The sequence below is a fragment of the Actinoplanes sp. NPDC048988 genome (assembly GCF_043197815.1).
Lineage (GTDB): Bacteria > Actinomycetota > Actinomycetes > Mycobacteriales > Micromonosporaceae > Actinoplanes.
This window is the reverse complement of record NZ_JBICTW010000003.1, coordinates 376,482-400,419: the sequence shown is the minus strand read 5'-3', so window position 1 is coordinate 400,419 and position 23,938 is coordinate 376,482. Positions and strand designations below refer to the sequence as shown.

22 protein-coding genes are annotated in these 23,938 nt (G+C 72.2%); 13 read left to right on the top strand and 9 right to left on the bottom strand.

Going from position 1 to position 23,938, the window contains the following annotated elements:
* The 8 genes from ACGFJ7_RS12685 to ACGFJ7_RS12650 all read left to right on the top strand — a co-directional run bounded on the left by ACGFJ7_RS12685 (window position 1) and on the right by ACGFJ7_RS12650 (window position 6,599).
* On the top strand, window positions 1-1,347 hold the full coding sequence (locus ACGFJ7_RS12685) for an extracellular solute-binding protein (protein WP_360248619.1): 1,347 nt from the start codon (window positions 1-3) through the stop codon (window positions 1,345-1,347).
* Between the two features lie 8 nt (window positions 1,348-1,355).
* Window positions 1,356-3,323: a beta-galactosidase gene (locus ACGFJ7_RS12680; RefSeq protein WP_392642252.1), complete on the top strand. Its 1,968-nt coding sequence runs from the start codon at window positions 1,356-1,358 to the stop codon at window positions 3,321-3,323.
* A gap of 130 nt (window positions 3,324-3,453) precedes the next feature.
* Window positions 3,454-4,008 (top strand): endonuclease V, encoded by a 555-nt coding sequence (locus ACGFJ7_RS12675; RefSeq protein ID WP_392642420.1) that lies wholly within the window; start codon window positions 3,454-3,456, stop codon window positions 4,006-4,008.
* A gap of 20 nt (window positions 4,009-4,028) precedes the next feature.
* Window positions 4,029-4,658: a lipoyl(octanoyl) transferase LipB gene (gene lipB, locus ACGFJ7_RS12670; protein WP_360248625.1), complete on the top strand. Its 630-nt coding sequence runs from the start codon at window positions 4,029-4,031 to the stop codon at window positions 4,656-4,658.
* Window positions 4,655-5,335, top strand: a complete 681-nt coding sequence (locus tag ACGFJ7_RS12665) for an MOSC domain-containing protein (RefSeq protein ID WP_392642251.1) — start codon at window positions 4,655-4,657, stop codon at window positions 5,333-5,335. Before lipB ends, ACGFJ7_RS12665 begins: the two co-directional genes overlap by 4 nt.
* Window positions 5,326-5,604, top strand: a complete 279-nt coding sequence (locus ACGFJ7_RS12660) for a TM2 domain-containing protein (protein WP_392642419.1) — start codon at window positions 5,326-5,328, stop codon at window positions 5,602-5,604. The genes ACGFJ7_RS12665 and ACGFJ7_RS12660 overlap by 10 nt, the downstream gene beginning before the upstream one ends.
* Window positions 5,601-5,924 (top strand): hypothetical protein, encoded by a 324-nt coding sequence (locus tag ACGFJ7_RS12655; RefSeq protein ID WP_392642250.1) that lies wholly within the window; start codon window positions 5,601-5,603, stop codon window positions 5,922-5,924. Before ACGFJ7_RS12660 ends, ACGFJ7_RS12655 begins: the two co-directional genes overlap by 4 nt.
* Window positions 5,925-5,996: 72 nt before the next feature.
* The gene (locus ACGFJ7_RS12650; RefSeq protein ID WP_392642249.1) at window positions 5,997-6,599 is read left to right on the top strand and encodes a hypothetical protein; all 603 of its coding nucleotides are present in this window, start codon (window positions 5,997-5,999) and stop codon (window positions 6,597-6,599) included.
* Here ACGFJ7_RS12650 and ACGFJ7_RS12645 read toward each other — a convergent pair.
* Entirely contained in the window at window positions 6,571-7,821 is a 1,251-nt protein-coding gene (locus ACGFJ7_RS12645) for a vanadium-dependent haloperoxidase (RefSeq protein ID WP_392642248.1), read from the bottom strand. The two genes, ACGFJ7_RS12650 and ACGFJ7_RS12645, sit on opposite strands and share 29 nt — an antisense overlap.
* 157 nt (window positions 7,822-7,978) lie before the next feature.
* Between ACGFJ7_RS12645 and helR the strand changes: the two genes are divergently transcribed.
* On the top strand, window positions 7,979-10,105 hold the full coding sequence (gene helR, locus ACGFJ7_RS12640; protein ID WP_392642247.1) for an RNA polymerase recycling motor ATPase HelR: 2,127 nt from the start codon (window positions 7,979-7,981) through the stop codon (window positions 10,103-10,105).
* Here the strand turns inward: helR and ACGFJ7_RS12635 are convergent.
* The 3 genes from ACGFJ7_RS12635 to ACGFJ7_RS12625 are packed head-to-tail and all read right to left on the bottom strand — an operon-like array spanning window position 10,102 to window position 12,097.
* Window positions 10,102-11,094 (bottom strand): alpha/beta hydrolase family protein, encoded by a 993-nt coding sequence (locus ACGFJ7_RS12635; protein WP_392642246.1) that lies wholly within the window; start codon window positions 11,092-11,094, stop codon window positions 10,102-10,104. The two genes, helR and ACGFJ7_RS12635, sit on opposite strands and share 4 nt — an antisense overlap.
* The gene (locus ACGFJ7_RS12630) at window positions 11,091-11,411 is read right to left on the bottom strand and encodes a transcriptional regulator (RefSeq protein WP_392642245.1); all 321 of its coding nucleotides are present in this window, start codon (window positions 11,409-11,411) and stop codon (window positions 11,091-11,093) included. The genes ACGFJ7_RS12635 and ACGFJ7_RS12630 overlap by 4 nt, the downstream gene beginning before the upstream one ends.
* Complete coding sequence (locus tag ACGFJ7_RS12625) at window positions 11,408-12,097, bottom strand: hypothetical protein (protein WP_392642244.1); 690 nt, start codon at window positions 12,095-12,097, stop codon at window positions 11,408-11,410. The genes ACGFJ7_RS12630 and ACGFJ7_RS12625 overlap by 4 nt, the downstream gene beginning before the upstream one ends.
* 144 nt (window positions 12,098-12,241) lie before the next feature.
* On the opposite strand from ACGFJ7_RS12625, the gene ACGFJ7_RS12620 reads away from it, so the two are divergent.
* Window positions 12,242-13,429 carry an MFS transporter gene (locus tag ACGFJ7_RS12620; protein WP_392642243.1) on the top strand — a complete coding sequence of 396 codons (1,188 nt, stop codon included), beginning with the start codon at window positions 12,242-12,244 and terminating at the stop codon, window positions 13,427-13,429.
* A 412-nt stretch (window positions 13,430-13,841) separates the two neighbouring features.
* Here the strand turns inward: ACGFJ7_RS12620 and ACGFJ7_RS12615 are convergent, their stop codons facing one another.
* Window positions 13,842-14,792, bottom strand: a complete 951-nt coding sequence (locus tag ACGFJ7_RS12615) for a helix-turn-helix domain-containing protein (RefSeq protein ID WP_392642242.1) — start codon at window positions 14,790-14,792, stop codon at window positions 13,842-13,844.
* A gap of 104 nt (window positions 14,793-14,896) precedes the next feature.
* Between ACGFJ7_RS12615 and ACGFJ7_RS12610 the strand changes: the two genes are divergently transcribed.
* The 3 genes from ACGFJ7_RS12610 to ACGFJ7_RS12600 are packed head-to-tail and all read left to right on the top strand — an operon-like array spanning window position 14,897 to window position 17,907.
* Window positions 14,897-15,583 carry an SDR family NAD(P)-dependent oxidoreductase gene (locus ACGFJ7_RS12610; protein ID WP_360248658.1) on the top strand — a complete coding sequence of 229 codons (687 nt, stop codon included), beginning with the start codon at window positions 14,897-14,899 and terminating at the stop codon, window positions 15,581-15,583.
* A gap of 41 nt (window positions 15,584-15,624) precedes the next feature.
* Complete coding sequence (locus ACGFJ7_RS12605; RefSeq protein WP_392642241.1) at window positions 15,625-16,371, top strand: phosphotransferase family protein; 747 nt, start codon at window positions 15,625-15,627, stop codon at window positions 16,369-16,371.
* A 48-nt stretch (window positions 16,372-16,419) separates the two neighbouring features.
* Entirely contained in the window at window positions 16,420-17,907 is a 1,488-nt protein-coding gene (locus ACGFJ7_RS12600) for a hypothetical protein (protein ID WP_392642240.1), read from the top strand.
* Here the strand turns inward: ACGFJ7_RS12600 and ACGFJ7_RS12595 are convergent.
* From ACGFJ7_RS12595 to ACGFJ7_RS12580, 4 genes are read right to left on the bottom strand one after another with little or no spacing between them, the layout of a single operon-like run.
* Complete coding sequence (locus tag ACGFJ7_RS12595) at window positions 17,839-18,393, bottom strand: hypothetical protein (protein ID WP_360248667.1); 555 nt, start codon at window positions 18,391-18,393, stop codon at window positions 17,839-17,841. The two genes, ACGFJ7_RS12600 and ACGFJ7_RS12595, sit on opposite strands and share 69 nt — an antisense overlap.
* Entirely contained in the window at window positions 18,386-19,999 is a 1,614-nt protein-coding gene (locus ACGFJ7_RS12590; protein WP_392642239.1) for a hypothetical protein, read from the bottom strand. The genes ACGFJ7_RS12595 and ACGFJ7_RS12590 overlap by 8 nt, the downstream gene beginning before the upstream one ends.
* Window positions 19,992-22,391, bottom strand: coding sequence for a hypothetical protein (locus ACGFJ7_RS12585; RefSeq protein WP_392642238.1), 2,400 nt, complete (start codon window positions 22,389-22,391; stop codon window positions 19,992-19,994). The genes ACGFJ7_RS12590 and ACGFJ7_RS12585 overlap by 8 nt, the downstream gene beginning before the upstream one ends.
* Window positions 22,388-23,923, bottom strand: a complete 1,536-nt coding sequence (locus ACGFJ7_RS12580) for a hypothetical protein (protein ID WP_392642237.1) — start codon at window positions 23,921-23,923, stop codon at window positions 22,388-22,390. The genes ACGFJ7_RS12585 and ACGFJ7_RS12580 overlap by 4 nt, the downstream gene beginning before the upstream one ends.
* Between the last annotated feature and the right edge of the window lie 15 nt (window positions 23,924-23,938).

Sequence of the window (23,938 nt, the reverse complement as noted above, 5' to 3'; positions counted from 1 at the left end):
ATGTCCAAGCTCCTGAAGATCGGGGCGGTGGCCAGCGCGGCCGTGCTGTCCCTGGGCCTCGCCGCCTGTGGTGGCGGCGACGACGACTCGAGCTCGTCCGGCTCGTCGGCCACCGTCTCCGACGCCGACGTCACCGCGGCGCTCGAGAAGGGCGGCAACCTGACGGTGTGGGCCTGGGAGCCCACCCTGAAGAACGTCGTCACCGAGTTCCAGAAGAAGTACCCGAACGTCAAGATCGACCTGGTGAACGCCGGTACCGGCAACGACCAGTACACCGCCCTGCAGAACGCCGTGGCCGCCGGCAAGGGCATCCCCGACGTCGCGCAGATCGAGTACTACGCGCTGCCGCAGTTCGCCCTGGGCAAGTCGCTGACCGACCTGTCCGGCTTCGGCGCCGAGAACCTCAAGGCCGACTTCGCCACCGGCCCGTGGAACTCGGTCCACTCCAGCGACAAGGCGTACGGCCTGCCCATGGACTCGGGCCCGATGGCGCTGTACTACAACAAGACGGTCTTCGACAAGTACGGCATCAAGGTCCCCACCACCTGGGACGAGTACCTGGACGCGGCCCGCAAGCTGCACAAGGCCGACCCGAAGGCCTACATCACCAACGACACCGGTGACGCGGGCTTCACCACCTCGATGATCTGGCAGGCCGGCGGCAAGCCCTACACCGTCGACGGCACCAACGTCACCATCAACTTCACCGACGAGGGCAGCCAGAAGTTCGTCAAGGTCTGGCAGACCCTGATCAGCGAGAAGCTGCTGGCCCCGATCTCCAGCTGGTCCGACCAGTGGTTCCAGGGCATGCAGAACGACACCATCGCCACCATCGCGACCGGCGCCTGGATGCCGGCCAACTTCGTCTCCAGCGCCCCCGCCGCGTCCGGCAAGTGGCGCGCCGCCGAGATGCCGCAGTGGACCGCCGGCGCCACCGCCTCGGCCGAGAACGGCGGCAGCGCCCTGTCGCTGATGAACAAGGGCCTCAACAACAACCAGGCTTTGGCGTACGGCTTCGTGAAGTTCGCCAACGACGGCGACGGCGTGCAGGTCCGCGTCGACGGTGGCGCCTTCCCGGCCACCACCAAGCAGCTCACCGACCCGAAGTTCCTGGGCACCGAGTTCAAGTACTTCGGCGGCCAGAAGGCCAACGAGATCTTCGCCAAGTCGTCGCAGAACGTGGTCAGCGGCTGGACCTACCTGCCGTTCCAGGTCTACTCGAACAGCATCTTCAACGACACCGCCGGCAAGGCGTACGTCTCCAGCACCACGCTGGCCGACGGCCTCAAGGCGTGGCAGGACCAGTCCGCGAAGTACGGCAACGAGCAGGGCTTCACCGTTAAATGAGTGACTCAGTGACACCCCGTTGGCTGCGGACGGACTCGCGTATCGAGTACGGCGCGGACTACAACCCGGAGCAGTGGCCGAGGGAAGTGTGGGACGACGACGTCCGCGCCATGCGCGAAGCCGGCGTCACCATCGTCTCCCTCGCCATCTTCTCGTGGGCCCGGATCGAACCGGCCGACGGCCGGTACGACTTCGCCTGGCTCGACGAGGTGATGGACCTGCTCCACGCCAACGGGATCTCGGTCGACCTGGCCACGGCGACGGCCTCACCGCCGCCGTGGCTGACCACCGCACACCCGGAGATCCTGCCCGTCAACCACGAGGGGCAGATCCTCTGGCAGGGTGGCCGCCAGCACTGGCGGCCCACCTCGCCGGTCTTCCGGGAGTACGCGCTGCGCCTGGTCCGCACCATGGCGCAGCGGTACGCCGACCACCCCGCGCTGGTCGCCTGGCACGTCTCGAACGAGCTCGGCTGCCACAACATCTACGACTACTCCGACGACGCGGCCCAGGCCTTCCGGGTCTGGCTGCGCAACCGGTACGGAACGGTCGAGGCGCTGAACGAAGCGTGGGGCACGGCCTTCTGGGCGCAGCGCTACGGCGAGTGGGACGAGATCCTGCCGCCGCGGCTGGCCGCGTCATTCCCGAACCCGACCCAGCAGTTCGACTTCAAGCGGTTCTCCTCGGACGTGCTCAAGGACTACCTGCGGGCCGAACGGGAGATCCTGCGCGAGCTCACCCCCGACGTCCCGGTCACCACCAACTTCATGGTGATGGGCGAGACCAAGGGCATGAACTACGCCGACTGGGCGGCCGAGGTCGACTTCGTCTCGAACGACCACTACCGGCTGCCCGGCGCGCAGAGCCTCGACGAGTTGTCGTTCTCGGCCAACCTGACCGGCAACCTGGCCGGCGGCCGGCCGTGGTTCCTGATGGAGCACTCGACCAGCGCGGTCAACTGGCAGCCGGTCAACCTGGCCAAGCGGCCGGGCGAGCTGTCCCGCGACGCGCTGACCCATGTGGCGCACGGCGCCGACGCGGTCTGCTACTTCCAGTGGCGGCAGTCGCGGGCGGGCGCCGAGAAGTACCACTCGGGGATGGTGCCGCACGCCGGCACGGACAGCCAGCTGTTCCGTGACGTCGTGGCCCTGGGGTCGCGCCTGCGCGAGCTGTCGTACGTGCAGGGCAGGCGCCGCACGCCGGCCAAGGCGGCGATCCTGTTCGACTGGGAGTCCTGGTGGGCCTCCGAGCAGGACTCGCACCCGACCGAGCTGCTGAAGTACAAGCAGGAGGCGCTGGACTGGTACACGACGTTCCTGGACCTCGGCGTCCGGGTCGACGTGCTGCCGGCCTCGGCCTCGTTCGACGGCTACGACCTCATCGTGGCGCCGATCCTGCACGTGATGCCGTCGTCGCTGGCGTCTCGTCTCACGTCTTTCGTGGAGGGCGGCGGCCACCTGGTGGCGACGTACTTCTCGGGCATCGTCGACGAGAACGACCACATCTGGCTCGGTGGCTACCCGGGCCCGCTGCGTGACCTGCTGGGCGTGCGCATCGAGGAGTTCGCGCCGCTGCTGGAGGGCGACACGGTGGCGCTCTCGGACGGTCTCGAGGGCACGCTGTGGAGCGACCGGATCGACCTGATCGACCCGGCCACCGAGGTGCTGGCCACGTACAAGACCGGCGACTACGCCGGGCGCCCGGCGGTCACCCGCCGCGCGGCCGGTGCCGGCTCGGCCTCGTACGTCTCGACCAAGCTGGCCCCGAACGCGCTCGCGCCGCTGCTGAAGGACCTGGCCGGCCGGGCCGGCGTGGTCAGCGAGCTCCCGTCGGAGCTGCGCGGCCGGGTCGAGCTGACGGTTCGCGAGGGTGTCCGCTTCGTCGTCAACCGCACCGACGAGCAGCTGGACATCAGCTCGCTCGGCGGCCCGGAGACGACGCTGGCCGCCCGCGGCGTGGCGGTCCTGCCCGCCTGAGGTTGTGCACGGGAGCATCCCGGAGGCCGGTATCGTCTCCGGGATGCTCCCCGCCGAAGCCGCCGCGATCCAGGAGGCTCTGCGCCCGCGGGTGATCATGCCGCCGCCGGGCTTCGAGGTGCCGCCGACGGTGGTGGGGCTCGACGTCACGTACGCGGACGCGTTCGGCGTCGCGGCGGCGGTGGTCATCGACGTCGCGACCCTGTCGGTGGTCGAGGTCGCGACTGCTTCCGGGCCGGTCTCGTTCCCGTACGTGCCGGGGTTGCTGGCCTTTCGTGAATTGCCCCTGCTGCAGGACGCCCTGGCGCGCCTGTCGGTTTCCCCGCGCCTGCTCGTCTGTGACGGCTACGGTGTGGCCCATCCGCGGCGGTTCGGCCTCGCCAGCCATCTCGGGGTGCTGCTGGACGTGCCGTCGTTCGGCATCGCCAAGACGCCGTACGTCGGCGCCTTCTCCGACATCGCGGACGCGCGCGGCTCGTGGGCGGACATGGTGGACGACGGCGAGGTCGTCGGGCGCGCCGTGCGTACCCAAACCGGGGTGAAGCCTGTCTTCGTCTCCGCCGGCCACCGGATCGCGTTGCCGGACTGCACCTCCCTGGCGGTCCGGTTGAGCGGGCGATACCGCATCCCCGAGCCGACCCGCCAAGCCGACATCCTGTCCCGCCGGGTCCTCGCCGAGTCCTAGGAGGTGGCAGCATGGCGGCCATGGTTGACAGTTCTCTGCGGCGTGTCGATCTCGGTGAGGTGCCGTACGGCGAAGGGCTCCGGCTCATGTCCACGTGGGTCGACGAGCGGCGGGAAGGGCGCGCGCCCGATCGGCTGTTCCTGCTGACCCACCCGCCCGTCATCACGTACGGCAAGCACACCGCGGTCTCGGACCTGCCCGTGGACCCGGGGTTTCCGGTGGTGCCGGTCGACCGGGGCGGGCACGCGACCTATCACGGGCCGGGCCAGCTGGTCGGCTACCTGGTGATGAACCTGCGCGGCGGCGGGCCGGCCGACGTGGTCCGGTGGCTGGAGACGTCGCTGATCGAAGGGCTGGCCTCGCTGGGGTACGAGACGGTTCGGCGCGACACCCCCAAGGGCGCCGACAGCCTGGTCGGGGTCTGGACACCCACCCACGAGAAGCTGGTGTCGATCGGCATGCGCATCCGCGGCGGCATCACGTCGCACGGGTTCGCCCTGAACATCGACCCCGACCTGACGGTCTTCGACCGTTTCACGGCCTGCCGCCTGCCGGACGTCGAGATGACCTCGCTGCGCCGCATCTCGGGCGCCCCGGTGGACGAGGCGGCGGTCCGCGACGCGATAGCCAAGCACCTCGGCGCCGCGTGAACGTCACCGAGATCCGCCGCTTCCCCGTCAAGTCGATGCTCGGCGAGGTCGTCCCGGCCTCGGCGGTGGGCGCCCGCGGCCTCGACGGCGATCGCCTGTGGGCCGTCCGCGACGCCGACGGCAAGTTCGGCAGCGGCAAGAACACCCGCCGATTCCGGCGGATGGAGGGACTCTTCGGCTTGCGGGCGTACGCCTCGACGGCCGCCCCGATCGTCGAAACGCCGGACGGGCGCCGCTTCGCCGCCGACGACCCGGCCGGGCACGCCGCGATCAGCGAGGTGCTGGGCCGCCCGGTCACCGTCACCCCCGAGGCGGCCGTCAAGCACCACGACGAGGGCCCGGTCAGCCTGCTCACCACGGCGTCGCTGCGGATGGTGGCCGCCCTGACCGGCGACCCGGCCGAGGCGCTGCGCTTCCGGGCCAACCTCCTGATCTCCGCACCGGTCCTCGAGGACGACTGGCCGGGCCGCCTGCTGCGCGTGGGCCCGGCAACGGTGCTGCGGGTGATCCGCCCGCTCACCCGCTGCGTAATGATCGACATGGCCCAGGAATCCGCCCGCCCCCGCAACGACCTCCTCAAGACGCTGGCCACCCACCACGACATGACACTGGGCGTGGTCGCCGAGGTCGTCACCCCCGGCCCGGTCACCGTCGGCGACGCGTGCGCATGGACCTGACCGCGGCCCGCGCCGAATTCGAGTACGACGCCGTCAAGAAGGACCCCCGCGTCGCGTACGCCCTGTGGTGCGTGACGGGCCTGTTCGGCGGCCACCGCTTCTACCTGGGCGACACGGCCCGCTCGGTGGCGATGCTGTTCACCCTGGGCGGCCTGGGCGTCTGGACCCTGCTCGACGCCTTCGTCCTGGGCCGCCGGGTCCGCACCGTCAACCGTGCCCGCCGGGCCACCATCATGGCCCGCCACGGCCTCGTGGAAGTCACGGCATGAGCGCCCAGCCGACGTGGCTGCGGGCCGAGGGCTCGTATCGGGCCTACGTACGCGGCCTCCGCTACGGCGTTCTCGGTTTCCTCCTCGCCGTGGCATCCGGCCTTCTGGGCCGCTCCGGCCTCGTCGCCCATGGGCTGCCGGTGGCCGGAGTCGCGGCGGGTTTCCTGCTGGCGTTCGGCTCCGTCGTCAGCGGCGTGGTCGGCTGGTTGCTGGTGCCCGACAAGAACCGAGCGAACGTCCACCAGGCCGCCCTCTTGCGCATGATCGCGCACGACATGGTCCGCGGCCTGCCCGCGAAGGACGCCTCGGCCGCGCGGTGACAATCGTCTGATGGGTGTCGATCTCGAAGTCAGCCGTGTGGTGCCGTCGCTTTACGCGACGCGATTTCCTATTTGGAAGCTGAGGTCGTCGCGTATGTCGAGCGGGCGCCCGGTATGAGCATGGTTCCGCGGATCACGCCGGGGATCGACTTTCGGCTCCTGGACGTGGCCGGTGGCTGGTGGACCCGGTACGAGCGCGGGCTGGTGGCCGTGAAGAACCCGGACGACGACATGGTTCGGCGGATGGCGGCGATGGCGACCGCGCTGGGCGCGTGGCTGAGCTTCGAGTCGGTTCAGATCGTCACCGTGGACGGGGACCGCATCGCCGGGCGGGACATTGTCGCGGCCGATCTGCCCTATCCGCGCTACTACCTGACTCGGGAGGTGCCGATCTCGGCCACCGAGTGGGACCGTGTGGTCGCCGAGCAGGGTGACTTCGCGTGGGAGACGCGGATCGAGGCGCGTGTGCCGGACGGGCGGCGCTGGATCGCGTGCCCGCCCGTCGCGTGCTGGACGGGGCACCCGTCCGGTGAGCTCGTTCCGTTTCACCTTGACGACGTCAGTGACGGCAGCGTCGATGTGGGGGAACCGGACGAGCTCACCCTGGAGCGCATGCGGGCTCTCGCGGCCGTGCTCGGCGCGTGGGTCAGTGACGACTCCGGAAAGCGTGTCTGAGAACGTACGCGGCTACGCCCGTGCCGATTCTGGCGCCCTGGACGTCGGCCGAGCGGAAGTGGACGCCGCCCCAGGTCCGGGCCTCGATGACCTCGTTCAGGGCGCTGGAGAAGCTGGTGAACGAGCGGGTGGTGCCCGCGTCGGCGCTGTAGGCGCTGAACGGGATGTCGTCGCGGCCGAAGAAGGCGCGCATCGTGGCCATGATGGTGGAGGTCGAGCAGGTGTGGCCTGAGGTGTAGTCGGGGAACGGCGGGGTCACCAGCAACGGTGTCCACGTTGGATCGGCGGTGGTCTGCGGGTTGCCGTCCGAGGCGGCCTCCCGGACCGCGGTGATCGGGCGCCAGAAGTTCCAGTGTTTCTTCTCGTTGAAGCAGGCGATCAGGGAGTCGGCGTTGGCGATCTCCGTGATCGCGAAGAAGCGGGCCGCCTGCAACGTGTTCAGGTGCTGGCGGGTGGCGACCTGGCGTTTGATCTCCCATTCGGTGAGGCGGCGGTCGTGCCACCAGATCGCGGCTTCGGTCTGGTCAGCGGTACGGATCGTGCTGGTGGCGCCGCCGATCGCCTTCACCTCGTTGAGGTCGGCGGCGTAGCGGGCGGTGGTCAGCGGGGGCGGTCCGGCCGTACGGAATCGGGTGTTGCTGTCGATCACGAACGGTTTCATGTCGCCGACCCACGCGCCGTCGGCGGCCAGTGCCGGCGGGGTCGGGCGCCACTGGCCCGGTTCGGTCGAGATGTTCCAGGTGGCCGGCTCGAAGGCGCCGTCGCCGCGGCGGGCGGTGAGCATGGCGTCGGCGGTGCGGGCGCCGACGGCGATGCCGGCCGCCTTGGAACGGCCGGCGGGGATCGCGGCCAGGGCGGTGTCGTACTGCTCGCGGAGCGCGTCGCTCTGGGCGGGAAAGAGATCAAGCAGGACCGTGTACGCGGCGGAGGCGACCGCCGCGTCGGCCGAGTCGGTGCGGTGGGCGCGCGGGGCGATCAGGTACGGCTCGTAGGGGGTGCCGGCGATGGCGTTCACGGCGTCGTAGATGGCACCGTGCACCATGGCGAAACTGCGCGGGGCCACGTACGGGGCCTGGCGGGCCACCTCGTAGATGGCGGTCTGCGCGTGCGCGTTCCAGGTGACGACGGCGTTCTCGCGCGGCGGGGCGGCGGTGGGGGTGACGGCGGCAGCGGGTGTGAGCGTCAGCGTCAGCAATCCGGCGACGATCGGTGAGAGAACCATGAACTCACGATCGTCGATATAGGACGGCAAAGAAAAAGGCGAGAAGTAAAAAGCACTTCTCGCCACTTCCAACATATAGCACATAGGGGGTCTTGCGGCAAGAGCCGGTTAGTGCCGCAGAATGGCCGAATTGTCGGCGATTATCGGGGGACTTTCTATGCGCGCATTCGATCTGCCGGCCAATCTGGCGGCCAAGGCCGACCCGGCCCTGATCGCCGAGGACGACAAGCACTTCGCCGTCATCGCGCAGAGCCTGGCCGAGTCGATCGCCGAGTTGACCGCGCGCCTCGAGGTCGAGCGGAAGGCGCCCGCGGGCAAGGGGCGGCAGGCGGTCGACCGGGACGACGCGGTGAAACGGCTGACCGCCCGGCTGCGCTCGCTGCGCCGCTACAGCCTCGACATCTGCCTCGGCCGGATGGTCGGGTCGGGCGACGGCGAACCGGTGTACATCGGCCGCTTCGGGCTCACCGACAGTCACGGGCGGCGGTTGCTCGTCGACTGGCGGTCGCCCGCGGCCGAGCCGTTCTTCGGCGCCACCCACGCCAACCCGATGGGGCTGGTGAGCCGGCGCCGCTACCGGTGGGCGCGCGGGCGGGTCACCGACTACTGGGACGAGGTGTTCACCCCGGACGGCCTCGAGAACAACGCGGCCCTCGACGACCAGTCGGCGTTCGTGGCCAGCCTCGGCACGAACCGGTCGGCCCGGATGCGCGACGTGCTCGGCACCCTCCAGGCCGACCAGGACGCCATCATCCGGGCCGGGTCGCGCGGCGCGCTCGTGGTCGACGGCGGGCCGGGCACGGGCAAGACGGTGGTCGCGTTGCACCGTACGGCGTACCTGCTCTACTCCGATCCGCGGCTGGGCCACCGGCAGGGTGGTGTGCTGTTCGTGGGGCCGCACGAGCCGTACCTCGCGTACGTGTCCGACGTGCTGCCCAGCCTCGGCGAGGAGGACGTGCTGACGTGCACGCTGCGTGACCTCGTACCCCAAGGGGCGCAAGCCGTCCCGGAGAGTGACCCGGATGTGGCCCGGCTGAAAGCCGAGGCCGGCATGGTACGGGCGATCGAGGCGGCGGTGCGCTTCTACGAGGAACCGCCGCGCACCGGCCTGACGGTGACGACCGACGACGCCGAGATCCGGCTCACGGCCGGCGACTGGGCCGAGGCGTTCGGCGCGCCGGGGCCGGGCACGCCGCACAACGAGGGCCGCGATCAGGTGTGGGAGGAATTGCTGGCGATTCTGGTGGCGAAATACGACGGCGACGAGCCGGAGGAATCGCTGCGCCGTTCGCTGGTACGCCATCGCGAGTTGGCGAGCGCGTTCAGCCGGGCCTGGCCGATTCTCGAGGCGGCCGACATCGTGGGCGATCTGTGGTCGGTGCCGGCCTATCTGCGGCACTGTGCGCCGTGGCTCGGCCCGGACGGCGTACGTCAATTGCAGCGGGCCGAACCCCAAGCCTGGACCACCGCCGATCTTCCCCTGCTGGACGCGGCCCGGCAGCGCGTCGGTGATCCGGAGGAATCGCGGCGCCGGCGGCGGCGCGAGGCGGCGGTGGCCGGCCAGCGCGCGCGGATGGACCGGGTGGTCGACGATCTGATCGACTCGGCGCGGTACGACGACGGCGAGGGCCTGATGAAGATGCTGGTCCAACCGGATCTGCGTGACGTGCTGGTCGACGAGTCGGTGCTGCCCGCGGCGGATCCGGATCTGCTGGCCGGGCCGTTCGCGCACATCGTGGTCGACGAGGCCCAGGAGCTGACCGACGCCGAGTGGCAGATGCTGCTGCTGCGGTGCCCGTCGCGCAGCTTCACGATCGTGGGGGACCGGGCCCAGGCGCGCCGCCCGTTCACGGAATCGTGGCGGGAGAGGCTGGCGCGCGTGGGCCTCACTCACGTCGAGCTGGCCTCGCTGACGATCAATTACCGGACGCCGGAGGAGGTCATGGCCGTGGCCGCCCCGGTCATCCGGGCCGCGCTGCCCGACGCGAACGTCCCGGTCTCGATCCGCGCCAGCGGCCTGCCTGTCGTGTACGGCGCCGTCGGCGAACTGGACGGCATTCTGTCCTCGTGGCTCGCGTCCCATGCCGAGGGCGAGGGCGTGGCCTGCGTGATCAGCCGGACGGTGTCCCGGGGCGGCGGCCGAATCACGTGGCTGACGCCCGAGCTGTCCAAGGGCCTGGAGTTCGACCTCGTCGTGCTGATCGACCCCGCCGGCTTCGACGGCGCGGTGGACCGGTACGTCGCGATGACCCGGGCCACGCAGCAGCTCGTGATCCTGGCCTAGGGCCGCAGGTGCTGATCGAAGAAGGCCAGCGGGTACGTCTGCTGGAGCCGCACGGCGCGGGCCGGGTCGTACGTGCCGATCCAGCCGGCCAGGTCCTCGTCGCTCATTGCGGTGAGGCGGGCCAGCTGCGGTAACAGCCAGACCGCGTCGGAGAGCGAGAGCTCGGTGCCGCCGTCGAGGTGCAGGCGGCGGCGCCAGCCGCGCAGGTGATCCCAGAAGTCGTCGGCGGGAAAGTTCGCGGTCATCATCAGGAACGGGCGGTCGAGGTCGGCCGTGATCGGCGGCTGGCACTCCATCGGGCCGTCCAGGCTGAGGCCGGCCCGTACCCGCCGGTCGCCGATCATGACGAGGGCGGTCGCCGTGCCGCCCTTGGAGAATCCGAACATGCCGACCGGCCCGAACCTGCGGGTTGCTTCCAGGCGGTCGAGCACGAAGGTGATGTCGGCGGCGTGGTCGTACGGGGTGACCGACACGTTGTCGTCGGGCACCCGGAGGCGGCCGCCGGGGAACTCGGTGTAGGCGTCGGTGTGGTCGACCGTGACGACGACGTAGCCGTGGCTGGCCAGCTCCTGCACGATGATCGTGGTCTCGGAGCGGTGACCGTCGGCGCCGTGCGAGAACACGACGACCGGCCGCCGGCCCGGGGTCTTGAGCGCCGGTGCGTTGTACCGCGCGGCCGTCAGCGGGGCCGCGGCGGCGTCGGCCGGAAGGCCGTTGCCGGCGAGCAGGGCGCGCATCGGCGCGTCCGGCATCCACGGCGCCGGCGGGCGGTGCCGGGCCGCCGCCGGGTACCAGACACTGGTCATCAGCTCCCGGCGCCGGGCGCGGTCGACCAGGTGCCGGTCGACCATCCCGATCCGATGGGGTCCCGTCGGCGCGGGCAGGGTGAGGCGGGGGCGCGCGGCCGAGGCGGGGCCGGCGAACTGCGTCGCCACCCCCGTGGCCAGGGCGGTGGTGAGCAGGCGGCGGCGGGTCAGGGCGAGGGTCATCTGTCCTCCGGGGTGGTCTCCACTCGGGCGATGAGTTGCTTCAGGCGGCCGATCTCGTCGGCCAGGGCGGTCGTGCCGGCCGGGGTGAGGGTGATCCAGGTGCGGGCGCGGCGGCCCTCGTACCCCTTCTCGACCTCGATCAGGCCCGCTGTCTCCAACACGGTCAGGTGCTTGGAAAGGTTGCCCGCGGTCAGGTCGAGCTGGTCGCGCAGGTAGCCGAACTCCACGCGGCGGGCCTCGTGCGCGACCGTGAGGATGCCGAGCCGGACCCGCTGGTGCACCACGTCGTCGAGGCCGAGGGAGGGGTGGGCGCTCACTGCCGCCGTCCGGCCCGGGCGAAGCCGGCCGCGCCCAGCAGCAGCACCAGGCCGATGAGGAGCTGGGGGAGCGCCATGCCGGCCCGGAGGCTGAAATGTGGTGAGGCGAAGCCGTCGTTCATCGGCAGGATCAGCAGCACCAGGGCCAGGTAGCCGGCGGTGAACGCCAGCAGCGCGAGGTTGCGTTCGAGCCAGACCAGCACGAGCAGCGCCACCCCGATCATGCCCCACGGCATGACCAGCCGGTCCAGCACGAGATACCAGTACGGGAGCGGGCCGTCGGGGTACGGGTGGCTGCGGAAGTAGAGGAAGACGGCCAGCCAGGCGGCGGGGAACACGACGGCCGTGACGGCGCCGGTGATCGCGTACGGCAGCACGCGGGCGCCCACCCCGCGGGCCCGGGCGGCCCGGACGTAGCAGACGGCGATGACCGCGTACGCCAGCAGCATGGCCGCCGGCCAGAAGTAGAGCATGCCGTTGCGGGCGAACTCGCAGCTGCCGTCGGCATGGCAGTCGACCCGCATGCCGAACCAGTCGAACGGGATGGCGAGCAGCGTGGTGGCGCCCAGCACGAGCAGCGCGGCCCAGGTCATGCGCTGGTCGACGCGGACGCGGCGGGACAGCGCGCGCACCTCGGCCAGCATCCGGCGCGGGTCGCCGTCGGCGGAGATCGGGTTCGTCGTCATGCCAATAGGTTTCCATTGCCAACCGATCGGCGCAAGTAGGTGTTGGCCGCCACAGGATTGTTGCTTGCGCTTTATATTTGCGTCCGCCTAGTTTTTATGACGCGTGCGCAACTATCAGCGTACGCAAGAAAGGGTGTGGATCCAATGCCTCTCGGACTGGTGGCTCTCGCCATCGGCGGCTTCGGTATCGGCCTGACCGAGTTTGTGATCATGGGCTTGCTGCCCGAAGTGGCGGCCGACTTCGGCGTCTCGACTTCGGCGGCGGGCTGGCTCATCAGCGGATACGCGCTGGCCGTGGTGGTCGGCGCGCTCGGCCTGACCGTCGCCACGACCCGGCTGCCGCGCAAGCCGGTGCTGCTCGGACTGCTGCTGCTGTTCATCGCCGGCAACCTGCTGTCCGCCGTCGCGCCGACCTACGGGGTGATGCTGGCCGGCCGGATCGTCGCCGCGCTGTGCCACGGCGCGTTCTTCGGCATCGGCGCCGTCCTCGCCGCCGGCCTGGTCGCCCCGCAGCGCAAGGCGGCCGCCGTGGCCACGATGTTCACCGGCCTGACCGCGGCCAACGTGCTCGGCGTCCCGCTGGGCACGCTGCTCGGCCAGGCGGCCGGCTGGCGCTCGACGTTCTGGGCCATCACGGCCGTCGGGGTGGTGGCCTGGCTGGGCATCCTGGCCCTGGTGCCGGCCGACGCCTCCGGAGCGAACAATTCGTCGGTACGCCGTGAGCTGAGCGCCTTCAAGTCGGTGCAGGTCTGGCTGTCGATCGCGGTGACGGTGCTGGGCTTCGGCGGCATGTTCGGCGCGTTCACCTACATCGCGTACACCCTGACCGACGTGGCCGGATTCTCCTCCGGCACGGTCCCGTGGCTGCTGGTCATCGTCGGCGTGGGCCTGTTCATCGGCAACGTCCTCGGCGGCCGCGCGGCCGACCGCGGCGTCGACCGCACGCTGCTGATCGTGCTGGTGGGCCTGGCCGTGGTGCTGGCCGGTTTCGCGCTGACCGCGCACAGCCGGTGGGCCACCATCGTCTGGCTGCTGCTGATGGGCGCCTTCGGCTTCGCCACGGTCCCCGGCCTGCAGACCCGCGTCATGCACTACGCGGCGGGCGCGCCGACCCTGGCCTCGGGCGCCAACATCGGCGCCTTCAACCTGGGCAACGCGCTGGGCGCCTGGGCCGGCGGCCTGACCATCTCGTCCGGCTGGGGGTACGCGTCGCCGCTGTGGGCGGGAGCGGCCATCACCGTCGCCGGCCTCGCGGTCATGGCGACGGCGGCCGCCCTGGCCCGCGCCCCGAAGAACGCCAGTCCGGAGCGGGAACCGGCGCTGGCGGCCTGACCGAGGCGCGGTCAGCGCGGCCCGGCGCGGATGAGAAGGGTTTGACGCCGGCCCGGGCCATCAGGCCGATGGCGGTGTCGATGGAGATCGCCCGGGCGAGCGTGAAGGCCAGGCCGGCCGCTTCCGCCCGGTCGCGGTCGGCGCCCTTCCTCTCGGACGCCGTGCGCCCGGGAACACCCGAGGGCGCAGCCCGTTGAACTCAGCTGGGGTTCCGCAATCCTGGGCTCCAGGTCGTGGGCCATGTCCTCGACCCGCGCCGCCAGCAGGTTCTCGAAGGCGAACAGCCAGGTGGCTCCGGTGGTCCGCTCCACTCCGGGCAGCAGCGAGCAGACGCCGACAGCGGCGGCGCACCGAAGTGTTCCAGGTCGTCCGCGTCCTCATCGTGCGGGAGGATCCGCTTCACCCATGGGGCTTAAGCCGCGCGCTCTCCGTCCATTGTCGGCGAAGTTCCGGGTCCACGAGTGGAGACGGCGGGCGCCGTGGCCGGATCCGGTTCATCGCGGCCGCGAGGTTGCCGACGGCCCGGTCCGGCCGTGCTCGATGCGGGCAGGCTGGCCGAGGCCAGCAGGGACAGTTTGTCGGCGTCGGGGGAAGCCGGGTCCGGGTGGAAGACGACCAGCATCAGGTCGTCGGTGCCGCTGATGGCCAGGCGTTCGCGGTTGAGGGTGAGTTCGCCGACCTGCGGGTGGTTGATTTTGATCGGGGCGCCGGTCTGGCCGCGTACCTCATGGCGGGCCCACAGGCGGCGGAAACGAGGGCTGGCCAGGGTCAGCTCGCCGGTCAGCTCGATGAAGCGAGGATCGTCGATGTCGTTGCCCACGGCCTGGCGCAGGTTGGCCACGAAGCACTCGGTCACTTTCTCCCACTCCGGGTGCAGCGCCTGCTCGGCCGGGTCGAGGAACAGGTCGCGCAGCTGGTTGCCGCCCGCGGCCAGGCCCGGGGACAGGGCGCGGGCCAGGCTGTTCGAGGCCAGGATGTCGAAGTACCGGTCCTCGATGAACGCGGGCTGGATCAGCGAGTCGAGGAGTTTGAGCGCGCCCGGCGGTGGGGCCTGCTTGCGCGGCCGGTGCTTGTGCCGCCGGGACGCCTCGGACACCAGCGTCAGCAGGTGGGCGAAATGGTCCTCGTCGAGGCGCAGCACCCGGGCGATCGCCTCGAGCACCTGCAGGGACGGGTTGCGGTTGCGGCCGCGCTCGAGCCGCAGGTAGTAGTCGGCGCTGATCCCGGCCAGCATGGCGACCTCCTCGCGGCGCAGGCCCGGCACCCGCCGGACGCCGCCGTCGGGGATGCCCGCCTGCTCGGGCGTCACCAGTTCGCGCCGGGCGCGCAGGAACGCCCCGAGCGGGTTCGTCGTGTCGCTCACCCGGCCAGCGTAATTCGCCGTACCGGAAACAGAGGGGGTCCTGTCGTTCCCCTGGCACGGCAGGGATCTGGTTGGCGCCGGCGGCCGTGCCTAGCGTTCGTGGCATGACCGTCACGTTGATCACCGGGGCCAACAAGGGCCTCGGATTCGAGACCGCCAGACAACTTCAGGAGCGGGGGCACATTGTGTACGCCGGTGCGCGCGACCCGGAACGAGGGGCGAAAGCCGCGGCCGCGCTGGGTGCCCGTTTCGTCCAGCTCGACGTGACCGACGACGCGTCGGTGCGCGCCGCCCTGGCCACGATCGGGGAGGCCGAGGGCCGGCTCGACGTGCTGGTGCACAACGCGGGCATCCTGGCCGACGGCCCGGTGGACGGGCCGGCCGCCCTGCGGGCGTTCGACACCAACGCGGTCGGCCTGGTCCGGGTCACCGAGGCGGCCCTGCCCCTGCTGCGCAAGTCGGCCAACCCGGTCGTGGTGACCGTGTCCAGCAGCATGGGATCGTTCTGGGCGGTCACCAACCCGGACCGGCCGGAGTACGGGCTGCCGCTGGCCCTCTACGCGGCCTCCAAGGCGGCCGCCACCATGCTCACCGTCCAGTACGCCAAGTCCGAGCCCGGCATCAAGTTCAACGCGGTCGAGCCCGGGCCCACCGCCACCGACATGACCGCGGCCTGGGGCATCGGCCGGCCCCCGGAGGAGAGCGCCCGCGTCGTCGTCGGCTTGGCCACGATCGGTGCCGACGGCCCGACGGGAACCCTGCGGGACGAGAACGGCGAGCTGCCCTTCTAAATGCGGCGACATCGGCCGTCTTCTTCGCCACGATGGCCGGTATGAAAGATGTGGAGGTCGTCGTCGCCCACCGCCAGCGCGCGACGTTGCGCGTCGGCGACGTGTTCCTGAAGGTCGACGGCGACCCGGCCCACGCCGCCATCGAGGTGCGGGCGATGGCCATGGTGCCGGTGCCGACCCCGGCCGTGCTCTGGCACGAGCCGCCGGTGCTGGCGATCGCCGCCGTACCGGGAAAAGCCCTCGGGGTCCTCGGCGAACCGTCGGCCGCGTCGCCGGCGGCGTGGGCCGCGACCGGCGCGGCCATCCGGCGGCTGCACGACGCGCCGCTGCCGTCGTGGCCGGGCGAAAAGCTCGAGGACGTGGCGGCCGAACTCGACAGCGAGTGCGCGTGGCTGCTCGCCAACGGCGTACTGCCGCCCGAGGTCATCACCCGCAACCGGGAGATCGCCGAGGCGGCGCTGCGGCCGTGGCGACCCGCGTTCATCCACGGCGACTTCCAGATCACCCACGTCTTCGTCGACGGCGACGAGGTCACCGGCGTCATCGACTGGTCCGAGGCGGCGCCCGGCGACCCCATGTCCGACCTGGCCACCTTGACCCTCGGCCACGAGGAACGGCTGGACGACCTGCTCGCCGGGTACGGCCCGGGCGCCGACCGCGACGTGATCCGGGCCTGGTGGTCGCTGCGCAGCCTGGTCGCGTCCCGCTGGCTGATCGAGCACGGCTTCGACCCGGACGCGCCGGGCTGCGAGTTCGACGTCCTCCGCTCCCGGATGCGGGACAGCTAGACACGTCGGCATCGGGGCATCGAATGGTCCTCAGGGAGGAGGTTCCGCATGACGGCGGACCGAGGTCAGGATCCCGGGGTGGGCCACGTCCTCAATTTCGGGCCGGTGCCGACGGGACGGTACGGCGCGGACGGCTGGATTGTGGCGGGGGTTTCCGGGGACACGTGGCTGTCGGCGTTCGTCAGTCTGCACGAGGCGGCGCACGCCGGGCTGAACGGGGCGACCGCGTGGGGGCAGCTTCTCGGCGCGATGTGGCGGCGGCCGGGGCCCAGACGCGCGGTTTCCGTGCTGGTCGAGGCGTGCGTGGCGACCCACGAGGCGTACGCGACGCACAGCGCCGTCATGGGTGTGCTGGGGCGGGCCGACGCGCCGTCCGTGGCCGGCATCCGGGCCCGCTATCCGTCGTACGGGACGCATCTCGACCACGCGCTGAAGGCCGGCCCGCATGCCCGGCCCGACAATCTGGTGCGGGCCGTGGCGGCCGACTCGGTGCTGGCCGGATGCATGCAGGCCGACGTTCTCGATGTCTCGCTGGAGGGGTTCACCGCGAGCCGCGTCAACGCCCGGAACTATCCGGACAGTCTGCTGAAGGCGGTTCTCGGTCTCGGCGCCACCTTCTGGGACGGCTGGGACCGGATGGCCGCGGACGAGTTCGGGCGCGGCCGGTGGGCCGAGCTGAGCGAGGTGGGCCTGCGCGACGAGGTCGGCGCTGGGGAACGCCGCCGGCTCAGCGCGCTCTGTTCGGCCTATGTGGCCGAGCGGTTCCGGGCGATGGGACGCCCGGTGCTGGACACGGCGGCCGTTCTCGGCGCGCTGCCGCGCATCGCGGAACAGGTCACCGACTCGCCGGTGACCATCGACCGTGATCCGGCCAACCTGTTCGATCTGGAGTCGCTGCGGCTGCGTGCGCCCCGGCCGGCCACGGTGACCGAGTTCGGGGGCTCGATGACCGGCGATCCGATGGTGGTGGTCCGGCGGGCGAGCGTGTGGCGCCGCCAGCACGCGCTCGGCGCCGATCCGCTGCCGCCGGGTGAGGAACCGGTTGTGGCGCTGCGCCGTCGCTCGGGTGCGGGAGTGCTGATCGAGCGGGTCGGGTCGCCCGGCGCGCTGCCGGCGGCCGGCCTCGCCAGCATCGCGCTCACCTGTGCCCGGGATGCGGCGTGGGCGGAGCGCTGGAAGGACGCCTTCGACCGGGTGGCGGACGTGTTCCTGCTCATCGACACGCCTTTCGGCGAGAGCCTGGACGCCCTGCTGTCCGGCACGACCGGCTTCCGCTACGCGATCGAACCGCTTCTCGACGGTACGGGGTTGTGGGCGTACGTCTGCTCGGTCGACGGGTTTCCGCCGTTGACGCTGCCCTGCTCGATGACCCGGGCGGCCGCCCTCCGCATCCAGACCGGGAAGCGTACCGGCGGGCGGGAGCCGGACGATCTGGGCCTGGTGGTGAGATCCCCGGCGGCGGCTCGGTCAGTGCTCAGCCGGATCGTCGCCGAGGAGAGCGTCGTCGGCGAAGGTCACGGTGCCGCCGGTCGATAGGGGCACGGTCGGATCGGCGCCGGCGAGCGTCGCGGCGAACTCGTCGAAGTCCTGCCGGTTGATGTCGTCCGCGAGCTCCGGCGGCAGGCCGGGGGCGGGCAGGCGGCGCAGGACGAAGTGCACGCCCCGATCGTCGGCGGTGACCGCCTCGACGGTCACGGTGGCCGGCAGGACGGTGGTCACCCAGGTGAGGGTGTGGAACAGGCCGAGGGCGTCCGTGATCGCGGCGGCGGCCAGCACGGTGCGCAGATAGCGGCGGCCGTCCGGGTCGGTGGCGTCGAGCCACCACTCGCGGTCGTGGATCTCCAGGAAGTCCGGTGGGCGGTTCTCCGCGTCGAACAGGCCGGCCACGCGGGGCGGGTGCAGGATGAGGCCGGCCACCGGGGAGGCGGCCTGGCCGGCGAGCCGGGCCAGTTCCTCCGGGCCCAGGTGGGCCGGGTCGACGCCGGCGGAGCGGAAGACCGCGTCGAGGTCGTCGTCAGGCATGGCTGCTCCCCAGGGCGTCGAAGCTGGTGAAGGACTCGGTCGCCAGGACGTCGGTGATGACCAGGCGAGCGGGCTCGCGGATGGCGGCGAAGGCGCCGCTGTCGACGCGCAAGGCCGGGCCGAGCAGGTGGCGGGCGTACTCCAGGACGAGGCGGACGGTGACGTCGTCGGCCACCACCAGCCACCAGACGCCGCTGTCGCCGGTGGTCATCAGCAACGCGGTCCGGTCGCCGCCGGTGTCGCTCACCCGCACCTCGACCGCGACGACCGGATCACCGCTCGCGGCCCAGCGGGGGACGAACCGGTCGAGCTCGACATCGACCAGCACGAAGGCCGGGCGCGGCGCGGACGGCAGCCACTCACGGGCGAACCCGGGATCGGCGAGGCAGCTGGCGCCGGCGCAGAACGCGACGGCGCCGCGGCCGTCCCACAGCCCGACGAGTTCGGTCAGGGCGGCCGGGCCGGTGACCGGCACGTGGCCGACGGCCGGGCCCTCGTCGTCCTCGACGATCAGCCGCACCGCGACCGGAGGGGGGTTCGCCGCCGGTGGCCACCGGTAGAGGGCGGCCAGCCGGCTCGGTGGCCGGGCGTTCACGACGATCGCAGGACGGCCGTCGAGGACCGGCCGCTCCGCCAGCACCCGTACCAGGTCCTCGGTGGTCATGGGGACCGGCACCGCGCGATGGGGTGCCTCTCCGGCGAAGTTGTGCCGCACCTGCTGCAGAACGGAGGAGGCGATGTCGGCGTCGCTGCGCCGCTGCTCGGCGCTCATCGCGGCGCGCAGGCCCAGGTCGCCGTGCTCGGCCCGGGCCAGGTCCAGCAGCCGGGCGGTTCCCGCCTGATGCCCGTTCAGGTCGAGGCAGCGGGCGCCGGTAGCGGCCAGGGCCGTCCGGAGATGGTCGTACGCCGCGAGTTCCCACCGGTCCCAGGCATCGTCGTGCTCGCGGCCGGTCGCCGTGTACAGGTCGCCGTCCGGTCCGTCGCCGGTCAGCACGGCCGGGCCGAACTCGCGCGCGACGACCCGGTCGGCGGCGCCGGCGGCCGCGGTGACCAGGCCGGGACCCTGCCGCTGGAACCAGTTCCAGCGGGTGTCGGGACGGTCGATCGCGCGGACCGCGGACAGGCGGAAAGCCGAGGGGCCGGCGGCGGTGACCGCGTCCAGGATCGGCGTCTGCATGCAGAGCCGGGCCAGGGCGGTGGCGACCTGCTGGCGCCGGTTGGGGCCGGCGACCCCGGCGGTGAGACGGGTGGCGGCCCGATGGAGCGGGACGTACCGCGGGTACGCGTCGAGGACGTCGTCCAGGCGGCCGTGCCGGGCGGTGGCGATCTGCACGCTGGCGAAGGTGGCCAGGGTCTCGTGGGTGGTCCGGCAGTGGTCGAGCAGGCGGGCGAACGGGGCCGCCGCGCCGGGCAGGCGGGCGAAGACGTGCAGCACGGTTCCCCACGCGGTCACGTCGTTCAGGGCGGCGTGGTGGACCTCGTGCAGGTAGACGATGTGGTCGGCGGCCTGCCGGGTGCCGAGCAGGCGCAGGTCGAACGAGTGCGGCGTGTAGTGGCCGGTGCTGCCGGCGCCCTCGGCGCACAGCCGCGCCAGATGGTCAGTCATCCCGGCCCTCCCACCGGCGCCGCACCCGATCGAGCGACGACCCGTACCGCTCGGGGGCCGTCGCCGCGAGCTCGGCGTAGATCCGTTCGGATTCCCGCGCCAGACCCGCCGCCTCCGCGCCGGATCCGAGCAGCACAGCCAGATTGAACAACGCGGCGGCCAGCGCCGGCCGGTAGGCGTCGGGCCGGGCCGCGGCGAGGGTCCGGCGCAGGGCCACGGCCGCGCGCGCGTAGTCCTGGCGGCCGGTGCGGGCGACGAGCAGGTCGAGGGCGTCGGCCAGCAGCGAACGGTAGCGACGGGGCCGGGCGGCGTCGAGGTCACGCAGGATTTCGTACGCCGTGACGGCCGGCCCGCTCCGCGTCTCGTCGCGGTGGGCCTGGCTGATCAGCGCGGTCGCCAGGGCGGCACGAGCCCGCTCGTCGGTGGCGAACCGCTGGAACATCGCGATCGCCCGGTCACCGGCCTCCCGGGCCGGGCCGGGGGAGTGGGCGATGTCGAGGGCCTGGGCCAAAGTGGCGTACGCCTCGGCGCGGTCCACCCCGTCCGCACCGAACCCGAGCAGGGCTGCCTCGGCCGCCCGCACCGCCTCGTCCGCCGGGCCGCCCTGGAACACCAGCCGGATGGCCAGCAGCCGGTGCAGACGTGCGGAGCCGGCCCCGTCCGGCCGTACCGGCAAAGCCCTGCGGGTCAGATCGGTCGCGAACGCGGCCAGCGCCTCGCTGCGCAGCGGCAGCGCGTCGACCAGCCCGACCAGATCGCCGGCGGCCACCTGGGGGAGGGCCCGGCTCATCGCCGCGACGAGCGGTTCCGGGTCGGCCAGCTCCGGCAGGGCCGTCATCGCCGCCGCCGTCAGCCGGCCGTGCCCGGCCACGAGAAGGGGACTGGCCGCGTCGACCAGACCGGGGTGGGCGGCGAGGCAGTTTCCCAGGGCGACCGCCGCGGTGCGGGCCTGGTCGTCCGAGAGGATGCCGACGACGCCGGCCGTCCGGGCGCCGCGGCGGAGATGGTCGGCGATGACCTCGTCGGCGAGGGGCTGCGGCTGCAGCGGGTTCAGGGCCAGCGGGCCGGGCAGCATGGTCCGGACCAGGGCCAGGGCGGTGTCGATATCGCCGGCCCGCCAGCCGTCGAGGGCGTGCAGGGCGGCCAGCAGTCGCCGCGCGCCGGCTTCGCCCGGCGCGCCGAACATCGTGACGGCGGCCAGGATCTCGGTGGCGTCGCGGGGGCGCAGCCGGGGCAGATCCCAGGCCGCCGCCGTGGTGATCCACCGGTCCCGTTCCGCGGCGGCCAGGCGGGTCCAGGGGCCGCCTCCACCCTCCGGGGCCGACTGAAGGGTGGCCAGGGCCAGCGCCTGCGCCTCGACCAGCGTCATCGCGGGGGCCGTCGTCGTGGGGGCCGCTTGGCCGGAGAGGCCGAGCCGGTCGGCGAAGGCGGCGTGGGCGACGGCGAAGTCGCCCTCCTCGGCGGGCAGTAGGGGCAGGTGGGTGGTTTCCACTCGGCCGAGCAGCAGGGAGACCTGGTCGTCGAGCCATTCGCCCGCCGAGCGGGCCAGCAGGAGGACCCGGGACGCCGAGCCACCGGCCGCGATCGCCTGCGCGGCGGCCACGACCACCTCGGGGCGGGACTCGGCGTCGTCGATCACGACCAGGAACGGCGTGGTGGTCTCGGACAAGCGGTCGAGCGCGGCCGGCGTGGCCGACCGGGGAAGCATCACCGCCGGCCGGTTCGGGGCCAGTTCGGCGCAGAGCCGCAACGCCAGGCGCGTCTTGCCGGCGCCGGACGGGCCGGCGAGCAGATGAAACGGCGGGCCGTCGGGCGCGGTCACCCAGGCCCGCAGGTCGTTGAGCTGCGGGATGGCGCGGAACGGGAACACCTCGTACTCGGGCCGGAGAAGCGCGGCCGGGGTCGCGTACGCCGCAACCGGTTGCCGCAGTGCCGAGAGAACCAGGTCGGGCACTTCCTGCTCGAGGCGCCCGGCCAGCCGCTGGAGATCGGCGTGTGCGGTCGCGCTGTTCAGCGGCAGCCCGATCCACCTGGTCAGGCCGGCCAGCTCGGTGGGCAGTTCGTCCCGGGCCGGCATGCCGGCACCGTCGAGCAACAGCGGGAGGATCTTCTTGTCGCGATCGAGGAAGTACTGGATCTCCTTGCGGACCCAGTCCGACTCGTCGTGCAGGAGGTTGATCCGGTCCAGCCAGTACCGGTCGATGATCACGACCAGTACCGCGCAGCGCTCCAGCCACGCGGCGATCGAATCGGCGAAGTGGATGCCCGGCTGGTTGACGTAACCGGCCTCGAAGACCAGGCCGTCGCCGAAGCGCTCCCGCAGGACCCAGTGCACGAGCATGGGCGCGTACGAATGGTGAATGCCGCGGTAGCCCAGGAAGACCCCGGTCATGCCGGCGTCCCGTCGATCCGGCCGCGCAGATCCAGGTAGGACTCCGCGTGCAGCAGCTCGATCAGCACGAGCTGGAGGGCCGGCAGGTCCGCCGACCAGTCGCGCCCGGTCATCCGCAGGTCGGCACCCAGCTCGTCCACCTGTTGCGTGATCAGCTGAATGCCCAGCTCGTCGGCGACGGCCACCCAGGTGCCGGCCACCCCGTCCACCTTGAAGGCGACCCCCTTCCGGGCGCCGGCCGGGGCCCGTCCGAGGTCGAGGTAGACGCCGTGCACCGGGCCGCGCCCGAACTCGCCGGCCAGCGCGGAGACGCCGACGTCGATCAGCCACACCAGCGGCCCGGCCGAGCGCATCACGGGCAGCCACGCCGACCGCCAGGCCGGATGGGGGAGGCAGCTGGCCGCTACGCAGAAGGTCAGGTCACCGCGGCCGTCCCAGGCGGTGACCAGTGCTTCGGCCTCGGCGGTGGTGGGGAGTTCGGCCCACCAGACCGCGTCGCCCCCGTCGCCGTCGCCGGCCGGCGATCGGACCCCGACGACCGGTTCTCGCCGGTCCTCGAGGGTGGCGGCCCCGTCGTCCGGATAGTCGTATCCGGCCAGCAGACGGCCGGGCAGCCGGGCGCTGATCACGAGGGAGGGGCGGCCGCCGATCTGGGAGGTGGCCTCGGCGACCCGGACCACTTCGGCGGGATCCACGTCGGCACCGACCGTGATGAAGCGGCCCGGCCGGCGCCGGCCGTGCAGCCAGAGCCGGGCGTGGTTGAGCACCATTCCGATCAGGCGGCGGTCGGCGCCCGGGGTGGCGTCCACGGCGAGGCGGCTGCCGGGCACGACGCCGGCCACCCGGGCGAACAGCTCGGCCGCGGCGGCCAGATGCCCGTCGTTCCCGTCCAGGACGGTTGCTCCGGCCCGGCGCAGTTCCTCGGCGAAATGCTGGAAGACGGTGTCCTCCCACAGCGCCCAGGAGGCGTCGGCTGCGGCTGCGGCTGCGGCGGTGGCGGCGAGCCCCGGTGTGCGGCACAGCAACGCGAACCGCTCGTCGGGCTGGTCGGTGCGCAGCGGCACGCCGAGGGAGAGCGGCTCCGGCCAGGCCGCGAGCATCTGGTCGAGGATCGGCGTCTGCATGCAGGCCTGGGCCAGCGCCGTCACGGCCAGGGCCCGGCGCTGCGAGCCCTCGAACGGCTCGACGAACTCGTTCAGTGCGTGCAGCAGAGGCGCGTACTCGCCGAAGACCGTCTCCGCATCGGCGGCGTCCCGGCCGAGGTAGGTCGCGAACGACTCGTGGGTCGTGCGGCAGCGGTCGAGAAGCCGGCCGAACACCGGCTGCCATCCGGGCATCGCCGCCGCGGCGTGCAGGGCCGCGCCCCACGCGCTGGCCGAGTTGAGGATGACGTGTTGCGCCTCATGATGATGGATCAGCCGGTCGGTGGACGCGTCGGCGCCGTGCAGCCACAGGTCGTAGCGCCCCGGTACGTACGCGCCCCGCCCGCCGCCCTCGGTGGTGGCGAACAGCGCCGCCAGATGGTCGGCCACGCGCCTCACCGTACT

Coding starts and splice junctions, on each gene's coding strand:
- ACGFJ7_RS12685 (WP_360248619.1), top strand. CDS start 1: ATGTCCAAGCTCCTGAAGATCGGGGCGGTGGCCAGCGCGGCCGTGCTG.
- lipB (WP_360248625.1), top strand. CDS start 4,029: ATGGTTGACAGTTCTCTGCGGCGTGTCGATCTCGGTGAGGTGCCGTAC.
- ACGFJ7_RS12660 (WP_392642419.1), top strand. CDS start 5,326: ATGGACCTGACCGCGGCCCGCGCCGAATTCGAGTACGACGCCGTCAAG.
- ACGFJ7_RS12655 (WP_392642250.1), top strand. CDS start 5,601: ATGAGCGCCCAGCCGACGTGGCTGCGGGCCGAGGGCTCGTATCGGGCC.
- ACGFJ7_RS12645 (WP_392642248.1), bottom strand. CDS start 7,821: ATGGTTCTCTCACCGATCGTCGCCGGATTGCTGACGCTGACGCTCACA.
- helR (WP_392642247.1), top strand. CDS start 7,979: ATGCGCGCATTCGATCTGCCGGCCAATCTGGCGGCCAAGGCCGACCCG.
- ACGFJ7_RS12635 (WP_392642246.1), bottom strand. CDS start 11,094: ATGACCCTCGCCCTGACCCGCCGCCGCCTGCTCACCACCGCCCTGGCC.
- ACGFJ7_RS12625 (WP_392642244.1), bottom strand. CDS start 12,097: ATGACGACGAACCCGATCTCCGCCGACGGCGACCCGCGCCGGATGCTG.
- ACGFJ7_RS12620 (WP_392642243.1), top strand. CDS start 12,242: ATGCCTCTCGGACTGGTGGCTCTCGCCATCGGCGGCTTCGGTATCGGC.
- ACGFJ7_RS12610 (WP_360248658.1), top strand. CDS start 14,897: ATGACCGTCACGTTGATCACCGGGGCCAACAAGGGCCTCGGATTCGAG.
- ACGFJ7_RS12605 (WP_392642241.1), top strand. CDS start 15,625: ATGAAAGATGTGGAGGTCGTCGTCGCCCACCGCCAGCGCGCGACGTTG.
- ACGFJ7_RS12600 (WP_392642240.1), top strand. CDS start 16,420: ATGACGGCGGACCGAGGTCAGGATCCCGGGGTGGGCCACGTCCTCAAT.
- ACGFJ7_RS12595 (WP_360248667.1), bottom strand. CDS start 18,393: ATGCCTGACGACGACCTCGACGCGGTCTTCCGCTCCGCCGGCGTCGAC.
- ACGFJ7_RS12590 (WP_392642239.1), bottom strand. CDS start 19,999: ATGACTGACCATCTGGCGCGGCTGTGCGCCGAGGGCGCCGGCAGCACC.
- ACGFJ7_RS12585 (WP_392642238.1), bottom strand. CDS start 22,391: ATGACCGGGGTCTTCCTGGGCTACCGCGGCATTCACCATTCGTACGCG.